Origin of the sequence: Nitrosopumilus sp. (genome assembly GCF_025699255.1) — an archaeon.
Lineage (GTDB): Archaea > Thermoproteota > Nitrososphaeria > Nitrososphaerales > Nitrosopumilaceae > Nitrosopumilus.
The window spans coordinates 112,425-124,361 of sequence record NZ_JAILWA010000003.1; the positions used below are offsets into that span (position 1 = coordinate 112,425).

The following is an 11,937-nucleotide window of genomic DNA, read 5'->3' on the forward strand; positions in this document are numbered from 1 at the left end:
ACAGGCATAATATACTGGGAAGAGTTGATATTCATATAAAAAAACTATAGAATAAAAATGTCCATCTCATTTAATCTTGGCAAAAAACTTGTTTTACTTGTAATGCTTGTAAGCATAACTGCATTAGGAATTACATCTTACATGAGTATAGATTATGCATCTGAGACTCTAAAAGAAAGAGGAGGTGAATTATTAATCGGAGAATCTTCTATTAGAGGAGAATCTTTAAAATCAATTTTTGAATCTAGGATTGAACAAAATCATATACTTGCAAATGATCCCATGATTCAATCATTAGTTTCAGAAATGAATCAAATTCCAAAAAATCAACTAAAAGAATTTCAAGAAAGTAATCGTAGAGATTTTTTGATTCAAATTCAAGCATTTCAAGAATTAATTGGATTTTCAATAGGGTTTGAAGATACAAAAATTATTGGAAATAATGGAAACATTTACTTTTCTCTTGTTGGAAATACAGAAGATAATTTTAGTGAAAATGAATTTTTTAAGAGAGGATTGGAAAGTTCTTTCATTGATTTTGAATCAATAAAATCTGGTAAAAAATTAATTGTTATTTCTCCAATATTTGCCAAAGATAGTAAAAAAGGAGATGAACCAATTGGCGTAATTATCTCAAAAATGAGGACTGCATCAATTGACAATGTTTTGGTTAATAGAAGCGGATTGGGTGAAACCGGGGAGGTTTACATTGTTAATGATGATTATTTGATGTTATCTGAATCAAGATTTTTTGAAGATGCTGTATTCCAACAACGAGTAGATACAGTTGCTGTACAGAAATGTTTCAAGGAAGGAGAAGATCATGTTGGATTTTATACTGATTATAGAAACATTCCAATTTATGGTTCATCTTATTGTGCAGTAGATTTTGGAATTGTTTTACTTGCAGAAATGGATGAAAAAGAATTAGTTGAACCAATAAAAATTCTCCAAACTAGAATTCTCCTAACGAGCCTACTTATCACAATGATGATGGGATTAGTTGCATATTTTGCTGCAGAATCATTATCTCATCCATTAAGAGCACTCAAAAATGCTGCAAACAAAATTGCAAATGGAAAGTTTGATGTTAGGACAAATATTACAACAGGTGATGAAATTGGAGAATTATCACGTGCATTTGATTCGATGGCAGAAAAACTTGAAGAATCAATAATTGAGATCAAAGAGAAAGAAGAAATTATTAAAGAACTCGCAGGTGGTAATCTTCTAAAGTTTTCTCAACATGAAGAAAATGATTGTGTGGGAGTAATTGACATGACTGATTCCACCAGAATTTCATCTAAATTATCAGATGATGATGTGAGTAAAATGTATGAAATATTTCTAAATTTTATGGCTAGAATTATTCTTAAACATAATGGAGAAGTCGTAAAAAATATTGGAGATGCTTTAATGTTCAGATTTGCAAACATAGATTCTAAAGATACCCAAGCCATGAAAAATGTTCTAGAATGCTGTTTAGATATGATTGAATCTCATGATGAATTAAAGAAAGAGCTTAATGCAAATAATATAGATGCATTAGATTATAAAATCAGTGCCACATATGGCTCTGTCAAAGTAGCTGAAAGTACAACTTCTAAAATTTCAGATATTTTCGGTCCTACAGTAAATAGATGTTTCAAGATTAATTCATTTTGTCCAAAAAATAGTATTGTAGTTGGTAATAACATGTATGAAATTCTAAAGGACATGCAAGAATACGAATTTTCACAATTTTGTTCAATTGAAATGAAAGCAAAATATGATTACAGTATTTATGAAGTTAAAAGAAAAAACTAGCCTGAAATCCTGATATTCTACCAATCAGTCTATCAAAAAACAATCATTTGCAAAAATGAAAATTACATCAAGTATTTAATTAACCAAATTGTGGCTATATAATATGAAATTTTTATTTTACTCGTTAATCTTTGTATTTCTAACTTCATCATCCTTTGTTTATGCTGATGAATACATTATTGATATCCCATTAGGAGCATATAATCCTGAACTAAATACTGTAGCAGAAGTTTGGTATGATCCTCCTCAAATTTTTGTAACTGTGGATGATACTATTACGTGGTACAATGATGATAAAGAAGGTCATACAGTAACAAGTGGAGAAGGTTCAGGACGATTTGGTTGGATGAGTGATAATTTTGGAAAATCAAACGGTATTTTTGATAGTGGTAGATTCATGCCAGGAGATTCTTGGTCATACAAATTTGAAGAGTCTGGAACATTTTCTTACTATTGCACCATTCATCCTTGGATGGAAGGAATTGTAGTTGTTGAAAAAGAAATTCCTGATTTCCCTCATGATGCAACAGGGAAAAAATTAGAATTTCCATTATTACAATATACACCAGATAGAAGAATAGAAGTAAATCTAACATGGGATCCGCCCGTAATTAAAACTCATGAAAAAGTACAATTTGTTTATCAATTTTATGATCCACAAACAAATTCTAATTTAGCTGAAATGAAATATAATTTTGTTATATTTCAAAATGGTCAAGAAATATTTCGAGATGAAGGATTAAGTCAAATTGGTGGTGATTATAGAAATTTTGTTTTTAGCGAGTCAGGTTCTGTTATAATAAGAATAGAAGGAATTGAATCTCCTTCAATTTTTGCTGAGGAGAGCGTAACTGTTTCTGGAAATGTACAAAGTAAAGAACAACGTTCTGTAGATTTTACAGCTGCAGTATATGACAATCCAGAAAAATCATCTCATGAAACCTATCATACAAAACCAGCTCAAAGATTAACGACATATTACGAATTAATGCTTATAATTATTCTAATTCCTGGTGTTATGTTCCTTGTAGCTTTATTTTGGTTAAAACAAAAACCAAAAATTAAAGATGATACGCAAGGCGCTGTTAAAATCTAAAATAATAAAAAGAAATTAAAAATTGTTGAACTAATCTAATCGATTAATTCAGTCCAACCTTTGACGAAGACTGAGTTCTTGTAGAGTGGAACTGGTTGTCCAACAGTAAAGTCCATTGGTCTCATCCAAAAGATTGCTTTTGTTGGGCATACACCGATGCATGCACCATCAGAAATACATCTTTCTGGGTAGAAGACAAATGCTTTACCTCTCTTCCAGCCTTCAACTGGTTTTACTCTAAGGACATCTGGTCCAAGTGTGGTACAGATTTCTACACATAGTGCACATCCGATACACATTTGTTCGCTGATGTCTGGAATAATTCCTACTGGCATAACAAAATTATTTCTTGATTTGGTCTTAATATAATTTGCCTAAAAATATGGTTCTATAACGGCGTTTGATATTTTATAACGCCGTTTCAAATTCTGATCGCTAGAAATAATCCTCAAAAATTCTCAGATTTATTTTAAGAATTTTTATGATATGTCTAGAGTTCTGAATAACAAACGGTTTTCATTTTTTTCAAGGAAAAATATACCTGTTTTTTCTGATTTTATGATATGTTTTCCCCCTGGAGATAATGCCCAACTATTGTTTTCTTTTTTCTTAGCCATTCCAGTTATCAAAATAGATGATTTACTATGATTTCCTAATGAAGATAATAACATTATACATGAATTAATGAATCTAGCAGATTCTAAATTTTCAAACACATTGTATGCACCATTAAACGAATCAATTATCACCAAAAATCTTTCTTTTGATACTTTGGAAATAATTTCTGATAATTTTTTTTCCCAATTTGTTCTATTTGGATAAAAAATAGTCACATTATCTTTTTTTTGAATCATCCCAGATTCAACATATCCAGTATACAGTAAATCCATATCAATAACAATTATGGGATCCTCAGTTGAATTAATTAATCTGTAAAGAAATTCCATTTTATGAAACGGTTTTGAACATAATACAATGTTGGGATTATTTTGTTCAAATTTCATTTGAATCTGAGTTAAATCATTCTCTACTATTTGCTCAGGATTTTTATCCAACACTACTTTAAGATTTTACAGATATAATAATGAATTTAGCAACAAAAGATTTCTCAGATGATTTTCCAGCATCAGATAAAATCTATCTAAACAATGCCTCTGTATCTCTAATGCCTACTCAAAGTATTGAAGCAATGAAAGAATTTCTTATTTCATACAACTCTATTGGTCCTGATTCTAAAGAATCTGAACCCTTTGTTACCGAAAAACTACAAAATGTTAGAAAAACAATAGCAAAAATAATTTCTTGCCAACCTGATGAAATTATTCTCACACAAAGTACAACTGATGGAATAAACTTTGTAGCAAATGGATTAACTTTTGATAATGATTCTAACATAATTATTCGTGGAATGACTCATGAACATCATGCTAATTTTTATCCTTGGATAAAATTAAAAGAGAAAATCACAATACAAAATCTTCCTATTGATGAAAATGGATTTTTTCGATTAGATGATTTAGAATCTCTTGTAAATGAAAATACAAAATTGGTTGCACTAAGTCATGCATTGTATAATACAGGTTCAATTTTACCTGTAGAAGAAATAGGAAAAGTTCTTGAAAATAACGTTCCATTTTTTATTGATAGTGCGCAAACTATTGGTTGTATTGGAGATGTTGATGTATCAAAAACAAAATGTGATTTTATGTCATTTAATGGCTCTAAGTGGCTTTGTGGTCCAATGGGAACGGGATTATTCTATTGTAATAGAAAGTCGAGTGAATTATTAGAACCAAAAACAATTGGTGGTGAATCTGCAATCATTTACGACGACTCAAAACTTGCCTTTAAGGAATTACCAGATAAATTTCAAACAGGCTTTAGAAATTATGTAGGAATTGTCGGATTAGCATCATCTGCAAACTATATGCTTGATCTTGGAATGAATAATATTCGTGAAAAAAATCAATATCTTTCTAATTTATTTAGAGAAGAATTATCAAAAATCCCAAATATTATTTTGTATGGTCCTGATGATCAAAATCTGAGAACCAGTATTATTTCATTTAATATCAAAGGATATGATTCACAAGAAGTTGTGGATAAATTAGAAAAACAAAATATCATTTTAGCTGTAAGAGAAATCATGGATCAAAAAATTGTACGAGCATCTCCACACTTTTTCAATTCTGAATCTCAAATGCTTGAAGTAATTTCTGCAATAAAGAAATTATAGATTTTCTTGCTCTTCAATAACCATCATTGTTAGTGTCGATTGAACTTTACTGATTTTTCTAACTTTGTTGGTGATTATTGCACGTAGTTTTTCAGCATCATCTGATGATAATTTCAAGACAATGTCATAAACTCCATACACTCCTTGAACCTCAAATTTGACATTTTCTTCAACAAGAATTTGTTTTACTTCATTGATTATTGATTCGTCTGATCCTAAATCAGAATTCAATAGAACATATGCTGTAGGCACAAGGGGTTTTTTCATCAGACAGTATTTAACCTTTCATTGTTAAAAAACTGATTAATCCCCATTACATTATGTTGATGTGAAAGCTATAGATTTGTCACTTACAATATCTGAATCTATTCCAAGTTTTCCAGGTTCTCCCACACCACAATTCATTGATTGGTCAGATATCAAAAAAGATGGATATAATCTTGAGTTGTTATTTCTGAGTTCTCATACAGGTACACATCTTGATGCACCATATCATTTTGTAAAAAATGGTTTAAAAATAAACCAAATTCCTCTTGAAAGATTGATTGGAAGAGGTATTTTGGTCAAACTCAAAAAATCAAACAATACTCCTATCACAAAATCTGATATTACAACATTTGAAAAAAATAATGGCAAAATACCAAATCATTCATCGATTTTTTTCTATACTGAATGGCAAAAAAATCTAAAAAAACAAAACTACTTTACTGAAAATCCTGGATTGGATAAATCATCTGCAAAATATCTTGTATCAAAAAAAATTAATCTTGTTGGAATTGATTCTCCAAGTATAGATCTTGGAAAAGATGAATCGTTTAGTGTTCATCACATTTTTTCAAAAAATAATATTCTTATCGTTGAAAATCTAGCAAACTTGAATAAAATAAACTCAAAAGAATTTACTTTTACAATTCTTCCATTAAAACTAAAAGATGCTACAGGTTCGCCTGTTCGTGCAGTAGCATCTTAATTTGATTTAGCAATACTAAAAATATAGAATCAATCTAATGATTTTATGAGTAAACCTGGGAATATCTGGAGAAAGGTTCATGGAAAAATTACAAAGAAACCAACAAATTTTTCATGGCTAATTGAAGAGAAACTAGCAGGCTCTGGTATACCAACTAGTTATGATGAATTTGATTGGTTACTAAATCAAGGAGTAAAATCAATTGTTACAATGACTGAACAATCGTTACCTGATGATTGGGTACAAAATATTGGATATTTGCATGTACCAACACCTGACTTGACAGCTCCTGATATGGATAGAATAGATTCTGCAGTGGATTTCATACATGAACAAATTAAAAACGAACAAGCTGTAATGGTTCACTGTGCAGCTGGAATGGGTAGAGCAGGAACAATACTTGCATGTTATTTTATCAAATATCAAAAATATTCAGCAGATGATGCAATTAAAAAAATTAGAAATGAAAGACCTGGTTCAATTCAATCTGAAGTACAAGAACTAGCTATTGGATTTTATGAAAAACATGTGAGAAATTAGTTTAAACAAATTCTGAAACTAATTTTCCATCTACTACTTTAATTTTCAAGGTTTTATCTTCTTGAAAAAATAAAGTTAATCCACCATCTGAATCAGGATCTTCGACTTTGACAAGTTCTAGCATTTTAATTCCATCAAATTTATCCATTCATTTCACCTATTCTGGGATTGATACGGTCTCAATTTTTCCATCAACTGCTTTGATGAACATAAACCTGTTATCTTTGAAGATAAAAGTAATTCCTCCCTCTTTATCAGGTTCTTCAACTTCAAGTATTGGTTGTCCTAGCAGACCATCATATTTTGCCATTAATAATTACCCAAAAAAGTTCCTTATATCCCTAATTGATTGTAATCTCAATTTCACTAGAATTGTTTTTTACACTTCCAGTTTCCGTATAATCGTGTTTTTGCCAAGATGCAAAAGCTTCTGCTCCAATCTTATGTTTACCTGGTCCTAAATCTGATGCTTTGAAAACAAATTTTTCGTTAAAATCAAACAATTCTTGTCTAACTTCTTCTTCTGATAATCTGATAAATGGCTCAAAATTTTTAGCTACTTGAACCCAAATTCGTCTGTCTTTCATTGGGTTAACCAGTTTTGGATTTCTTGTCCAAAAAATGGATGCCTTTCGGTATGTATCAATAGTTCTGCCTAATTCCTTCTTTCTGAATCCTCCTGACGTCAATTTGATACCATATTTCATTTTAAATGAAACATCATTGTTATTGTACGCTTTAGTCCAATTAGCCTCATTGAAGGCATTTCTAATGTCTCCTTCTACTGAAAATTGGACATTTATCTCAACATTTTCATCCGATGAGTACTCATCCTTTGATTTTACTAACTCGATCGCTGAAATCCTGCTTTCTCCCATTTTACCCGCTCATAATGATTTATATCCGCAATAAGTGCTTTTTCTGAATACATGAACGCACAAGTGATCAGTTCTGAGCCTAAAGAAATCAGCCTTTCAATCACTGAAACTGATATAGGAATTTTGTACATTATTCAACACGAACTCCTAAAAGCATCAAATATCGATTTTGCAGGTGTAATTGTAAAACATCCTCTTACCAATGAATGTTGGATGAGAATTAATTCAAGTTCAAAACCACTCGGTGAAATTAAAAAAGCAACCGATTCAGCAATCAAAATGGCTGAAGAGTTCAAACAACTATTCCATTCTAAAATTAAGGTAAATTAGATTGAAATTTTGCCCCAAATGTGAGGTCAAATTAAAAAATAATGGTTCAGGCCTTCAATGTTCTAAATGTGGATATACTGAAGGAGGAGAATCAAAACCTACAAAAAAAATTCTCACTGAAGAAGAACCAGATTTCTCACTATTAGCTTTTGAAGGAAATGAAGGAGAAGAAACCAATCCAACAGTGAAAATTGATTGTGAAAAATGTGGACATGATGAAGCAGTTGGTTGGATGTTCCAAACAAGAAGTGCAGATGAACCCACAACTAGATTTTATCGATGTCAGAAATGTAAATACACCTGGCGTGATTACACATAACGTTTAACTTGTACTTATAGAGAAGAAAATTGATTTGACTTTTGGAGCAAAAACCAGTGGATCAGATGATCTAAAAGCCATTATTTCTGCAATTTCTACACTTGTTGAAGAAGCAACTTTTGTAGCTACTGCAGAAGGAATAACTTTCAGAGGAATGGATCCATCTCATGTTGCCTTAATTGACATATCTTGGCCAAATTCTGCATTTGAAAAATACGAATGTGATAGTGATATTAAATTTGGTGTAAGAATAGATGAATTTTCCAAACTTATCAAAAGAGCTGACAAAAAAGACAGCATAGAGATTAGTATCTCAGAACAAAACATGTTACTTGTAACAGTTGGAAAAAATAAAAAATACAAAATGCGTTTAATTGAAAGTTCTGCAACTGATACTCCTTTACCAAAAATACCTTATGACTCAAAAATAATTTTGACTTCTTCTAAATTTGATAAAATCCTAGGAGATGTACAAGTTGTATCTGATTATCTCACAATCAACACATCTGATTCAAAGGGAGACTTTTCTGGAAAAGGAGATTCAGGAGAAGTAGTGATTGATTTAGATAAAGAAGATAAAGAAATTGAAGAAATTTCTTCAAAAGAAGATAGTGTAGGTACTTACAGTCTTGAATATCTTAATCCAGTTGTAAAAGCAGTAGGTTCCAACGCAGGCTCAATAACATGTGAATTTTCAAGCGCAAAACCTCTTAGAATTGAGTTTAAAGTAGCAAATATTGGTAGAATTCACTTTTACCTGGCTCCACGCGTAGAAAGTTAAAGCATTTAAAGATTAACTAATTCAGGTATTTTGAATTGAGACTAGTAATAAAATATGGTGGAACATCAATATCTGCCGCAAAAGACATTCAAGCAATAGCTAAACATCTTAATGAATTATCAAAGAAAAATCAGATTGTTGTTGTGTGTTCTGCAACAAGTGGAACCACAGATGATTTGATAGAAATTTCTGAATCAATAAAAAAAGAAAACAAATCAAAAGCAGAACAAATTGCATCAAAAATTATCAATAGACATAAACAATTAGCTAAACAAACAATAAAAAAATCTGAAATAAGAAAAAAATTACTATCCAAATTTGATCTAGATTTTAATGAACTTGTTGCACTAATTGATGGAATGGTTCTACTTGGAGAAGTTACTCCTAGAACGATGGATTATCTATTTTCTTTTGGAGAAAGACTATCAATAAAATTAGTTTCATCAGCAATCAATGATTTTGGAAAAAAATCAATACCTCTTACAGGTAAAGAAGTAGGAATTGTTACTGATTCAAACTTTGGCGAATCAAAACCTCTCATAGATACAACTCGATTAAGAGTATCAAAGACAATAGATGCATTATTTTCAAAGAAAACTGTTCCTGTTGTAGGTGGATTTGTTGGTGCAGATCAACATGGGCATGTAACTACATTTGGTAGGGGCGGTTCTGATTATTCTGCAACAATTGTTGGTACTTGCATTAAAGCCGATGAGATTTGGTTAATGAGTGATGTAGATGGCTTGATGACCGCAGATCCAAAAATTGTTAAAAATGCAAAATTACTCAAAGAAGTTTCTTACATTGAAGCAATTGAAATGGCATTATTTGGAGCTAAACAAATACATCCACGAACATTCGAACCATTACTTTCAAAAAAAATTCCAATGAAAATCCGAAGTTCATTTAATATTAAAAATGAGGGAACTTTGGTTTCAGCAGCAACTTCTGCAGCCGTAAAAAATACTGTAAAATGTGTAAGTAACGTACGAAATAATGGATTAATTGATGTTCAGGGAGGTAGTATGGTTGGTACTCCAGGCACTGCAGCAAAAATATTTGCAACATTGGCAAAAGCCGGTATCAATGTAATGATGATCTCACAAAATCCATCTGAATCAAGCATTACAATAGTAGTAAAAAATGCTGATCTTGACAAAGCCGTAAGTGCATTAGAATTAGAATTACTAGGAAAAATAATCAAAAAATTAGATGTTACTACTAATGTTGCAATCATTGCATTGATTGGTTCAGGAATGAGAGGAACAGTAGGTGTAGCTTCAAAAGTTTTTGGTGCAATTGAAAAAAATAAAGTAAACGTATCAATGATTACCCAAGGATCCTCAGAACTCAATCTTGCATTTGTAGTAAAAAACTCTGATACCAATGCAGCTGTACGTGCTTTACACAATGAATTTGCACTTGATAAAATCAATTAAGATAAATCATTTAAGGGAACAATTTGAAGAATAAATATTGAAAAAACTTTCTGCTTTATTGATAATTGGAATCTTTGCAATTGGAATAATTTTCATATCTACAACTTCTGAGCAATTAGTTGATGCAGGTTCAAGGAAAAAAATTCACTTCACTGAAACTATAACATCTTCACAAGATCCAGGTCAAGGACATCAAAATCATCAACTAGCACTAATTTTGTCCCCTAATGAAGGAACAATCTATGATGGTTCAATGACTTTTACATCTAGCGAACCTGTTCAAATTGTAGTTCTGCATGAAATCAATTCCCAAGAATCTAAAGGTCAACCAACATGGACTGTAGATGGAAAAACAATCTATGGTTTATCTCTAATAGATTTACAAAAAAATTCAGGTTCGTTTGAATTTACAGGAGCTGCTCTAGCCTTACATTCACCAAATTCTAAAGAATTTACTACAACAGTAAGTGTTGATGGCTGGATAAGAGGTCAACCCACAGAAGTAATCATGCAAAAAATTGAATTAGAAAAGGAAGATCCAAAATCATTACTATCAAGGACACATGTTCCAGCTACAATTCCAATGCATAAAGGAATCTATAATGGTAATCAAGTCTTATACATTATAACTGATAGTAGTGATGAGGATTATGCAAAATCAATTTCAGAAAAACAACAATGGAATGTTGAGATTGCACCATCTCTCTCCAAAGTATCAGAAAACGCTTTACAAAAATTATTCATTTTCAAAAATGGTGTTAAAGGTGATGGAATCTATGGATTTCAAGATGAAGTAATTTCAAACACTCCATCACAAGAATCAAAATATAGCGCTTTGAGTTCGGTAATTGAAGTTACTTGGAAGAAAGGTCAAAAAGAAATTGAATTTCAATCTGCTGAAGATGTAATTGCCGCAGAAAAAGGTGGAAGAATTGAATTTAATGAAACAGGAGTTATCATAAACACACCTCACATTACTTGGCCAGATGGACAAATGATTGTTCGTGCAGATAAAGAAATTACAGATGATATGTCATATGGAGGTGGTCAAATTACTGAAATTAATGAAGAAGAAATGACAGTAACATTTGTTGCTCACAGAGGTTGGGGCCCTGATGGTCAAACAATTTACTATATTGTAACTGATGCAACACCTTCAGGTCCTGCTGAATCTATGGGAGTTGTTTCTTCACCAAGTTCAGCTAGCCTCATTACTAATTCAGGAGCAGTTGATCTATTCCAATTTAAGAATGGAATTATTGGATCTGGTCCATTAGGATTTCAACCAGGAATTGCCGCAGCCGCTCTTGGTGATGAAAACTATAGTCCTATGTGGAGAATTTATCTGGTTGAATGGAATAATCCCGATTCTGCAAAAATTCTAGAAACAAAATCTGATATTGATTCATTTCGTTCAGATCAATTACTATCTGTAAGCATTGCACGACCAACAAACAGTGATCATATTGTTAATTGTCCATTCATAGATCCATTCCAATAGTTCTCTAAAGGGATAAATTACTTGATAAAAAATTTCTTTTC

General features: G+C 31.3%; 16 protein-coding genes. 10 read left to right on the forward strand and 6 right to left on the reverse strand.

Going from position 1 to position 11,937, the window contains the following annotated elements:
• Positions 1 to 57 precede the first annotated feature (57 nt).
• Together K5781_RS04440 and K5781_RS04445 are read left to right on the forward strand one after the other, a co-directional pair.
• Positions 58 to 1,806 carry a cache domain-containing protein gene (locus tag K5781_RS04440; RefSeq protein ID WP_297441144.1) on the forward strand — a complete coding sequence of 583 codons (1,749 nt, stop codon included), beginning with the start codon at positions 58 to 60 and terminating at the stop codon, positions 1,804 to 1,806.
• A 103-nt stretch (positions 1,807 to 1,909) separates the two neighbouring features.
• Positions 1,910 to 2,902, forward strand: a complete 993-nt coding sequence (locus K5781_RS04445; protein ID WP_297441146.1) for a plastocyanin/azurin family copper-binding protein — start codon at positions 1,910 to 1,912, stop codon at positions 2,900 to 2,902.
• 35 nt (positions 2,903 to 2,937) lie between these two features.
• On the opposite strand, the gene K5781_RS04450 is transcribed toward K5781_RS04445, so the two are convergent.
• Entirely contained in the window at positions 2,938 to 3,237 is a 300-nt protein-coding gene (locus K5781_RS04450) for a 4Fe-4S binding protein (protein ID WP_007402606.1), read from the reverse strand.
• A gap of 144 nt (positions 3,238 to 3,381) precedes the next feature.
• A complete protein-coding gene (locus K5781_RS04455) occupies positions 3,382 to 3,960 on the reverse strand; it encodes a hypothetical protein (protein ID WP_297441162.1) in 579 nt (192 codons plus the stop codon).
• Between the two features lie 26 nt (positions 3,961 to 3,986).
• On the opposite strand from K5781_RS04455, the gene K5781_RS04460 reads away from it, so the two are divergent.
• Entirely contained in the window at positions 3,987 to 5,138 is a 1,152-nt protein-coding gene (locus K5781_RS04460; protein ID WP_297441165.1) for an aminotransferase class V-fold PLP-dependent enzyme, read from the forward strand.
• Here the strand turns inward: K5781_RS04460 and K5781_RS04465 are convergent.
• Complete coding sequence (locus tag K5781_RS04465; protein ID WP_297441493.1) at positions 5,133 to 5,390, reverse strand: Lrp/AsnC ligand binding domain-containing protein; 258 nt, start codon at positions 5,388 to 5,390, stop codon at positions 5,133 to 5,135. The two genes, K5781_RS04460 and K5781_RS04465, sit on opposite strands and share 6 nt — an antisense overlap.
• Before the next feature lie 76 nt (positions 5,391 to 5,466).
• Between K5781_RS04465 and K5781_RS04470 the strand changes: the two genes are divergently transcribed.
• Both K5781_RS04470 and K5781_RS04475 read left to right on the forward strand, forming a co-directional pair.
• On the forward strand, positions 5,467 to 6,108 hold the full coding sequence (locus K5781_RS04470) for a cyclase family protein (RefSeq protein ID WP_297441167.1): 642 nt from the start codon (positions 5,467 to 5,469) through the stop codon (positions 6,106 to 6,108).
• A 45-nt stretch (positions 6,109 to 6,153) separates the two neighbouring features.
• Entirely contained in the window at positions 6,154 to 6,648 is a 495-nt protein-coding gene (locus K5781_RS04475) for a dual specificity protein phosphatase 23 (RefSeq protein WP_297441170.1), read from the forward strand.
• Position 6,649: 1 nt separating this feature from the next.
• On the opposite strand, the gene K5781_RS04480 is transcribed toward K5781_RS04475, so the two are convergent.
• From K5781_RS04480 to K5781_RS04490, 3 genes are read right to left on the reverse strand one after another with little or no spacing between them, the layout of a single operon-like run.
• Positions 6,650 to 6,796 (reverse strand): hypothetical protein, encoded by a 147-nt coding sequence (locus tag K5781_RS04480; RefSeq protein WP_297441172.1) that lies wholly within the window; start codon positions 6,794 to 6,796, stop codon positions 6,650 to 6,652.
• A 9-nt stretch (positions 6,797 to 6,805) separates the two neighbouring features.
• Entirely contained in the window at positions 6,806 to 6,958 is a 153-nt protein-coding gene (locus K5781_RS04485) for a hypothetical protein (protein WP_179362696.1), read from the reverse strand.
• Between the two features lie 31 nt (positions 6,959 to 6,989).
• Positions 6,990 to 7,526 (reverse strand): hypothetical protein, encoded by a 537-nt coding sequence (locus tag K5781_RS04490; protein ID WP_297441175.1) that lies wholly within the window; start codon positions 7,524 to 7,526, stop codon positions 6,990 to 6,992.
• A 51-nt stretch (positions 7,527 to 7,577) separates the two neighbouring features.
• Here K5781_RS04490 and K5781_RS04495 point away from each other — a divergent pair, with 51 nt between their 5' ends.
• The 5 genes from K5781_RS04495 to K5781_RS04515 are packed head-to-tail and all read left to right on the forward strand — an operon-like array spanning position 7,578 to position 11,896.
• Positions 7,578 to 7,856, forward strand: coding sequence for an RpoL/Rpb11 RNA polymerase subunit family protein (locus tag K5781_RS04495; protein WP_297441177.1), 279 nt, complete (start codon positions 7,578 to 7,580; stop codon positions 7,854 to 7,856).
• A 1-nt stretch (position 7,857) separates the two neighbouring features.
• Entirely contained in the window at positions 7,858 to 8,175 is a 318-nt protein-coding gene (locus K5781_RS04500; protein WP_297441179.1) for a transcription factor S, read from the forward strand.
• Between the two features lie 34 nt (positions 8,176 to 8,209).
• Entirely contained in the window at positions 8,210 to 8,956 is a 747-nt protein-coding gene (gene pcn, locus K5781_RS04505; protein WP_297441181.1) for a proliferating cell nuclear antigen (pcna), read from the forward strand.
• Between the two features lie 35 nt (positions 8,957 to 8,991).
• Positions 8,992 to 10,395 (forward strand): aspartate kinase, encoded by a 1,404-nt coding sequence (locus tag K5781_RS04510; protein ID WP_297441183.1) that lies wholly within the window; start codon positions 8,992 to 8,994, stop codon positions 10,393 to 10,395.
• 37 nt (positions 10,396 to 10,432) lie between these two features.
• The gene (locus K5781_RS04515; RefSeq protein ID WP_297441200.1) at positions 10,433 to 11,896 is read left to right on the forward strand and encodes a hypothetical protein; all 1,464 of its coding nucleotides are present in this window, start codon (positions 10,433 to 10,435) and stop codon (positions 11,894 to 11,896) included.
• Positions 11,897 to 11,937: the final 41 nt, after the last annotated feature.

Bases quoted from the DNA above. Each gene is read 5' to 3' on its own strand.
- K5781_RS04440 (WP_297441144.1), top strand. From the start codon at position 58: ATGTCCATCTCATTTAATCTTGGCAAAAAACTTGTTTTACTTGTAATG.
- K5781_RS04445 (WP_297441146.1), top strand. From the start codon at position 1,910: ATGAAATTTTTATTTTACTCGTTAATCTTTGTATTTCTAACTTCATCA.
- K5781_RS04450 (WP_007402606.1), bottom strand. From the start codon at position 3,237: ATGCCAGTAGGAATTATTCCAGACATCAGCGAACAAATGTGTATCGGA.
- K5781_RS04460 (WP_297441165.1), top strand. From the start codon at position 3,987: ATGAATTTAGCAACAAAAGATTTCTCAGATGATTTTCCAGCATCAGAT.
- K5781_RS04475 (WP_297441170.1), top strand. From the start codon at position 6,154: ATGAGTAAACCTGGGAATATCTGGAGAAAGGTTCATGGAAAAATTACA.
- K5781_RS04480 (WP_297441172.1), bottom strand. From the start codon at position 6,796: ATGGATAAATTTGATGGAATTAAAATGCTAGAACTTGTCAAAGTCGAA.
- K5781_RS04485 (WP_179362696.1), bottom strand. From the start codon at position 6,958: ATGGCAAAATATGATGGTCTGCTAGGACAACCAATACTTGAAGTTGAA.
- K5781_RS04490 (WP_297441175.1), bottom strand. From the start codon at position 7,526: ATGGGAGAAAGCAGGATTTCAGCGATCGAGTTAGTAAAATCAAAGGAT.
- K5781_RS04495 (WP_297441177.1), top strand. From the start codon at position 7,578: ATGAACGCACAAGTGATCAGTTCTGAGCCTAAAGAAATCAGCCTTTCA.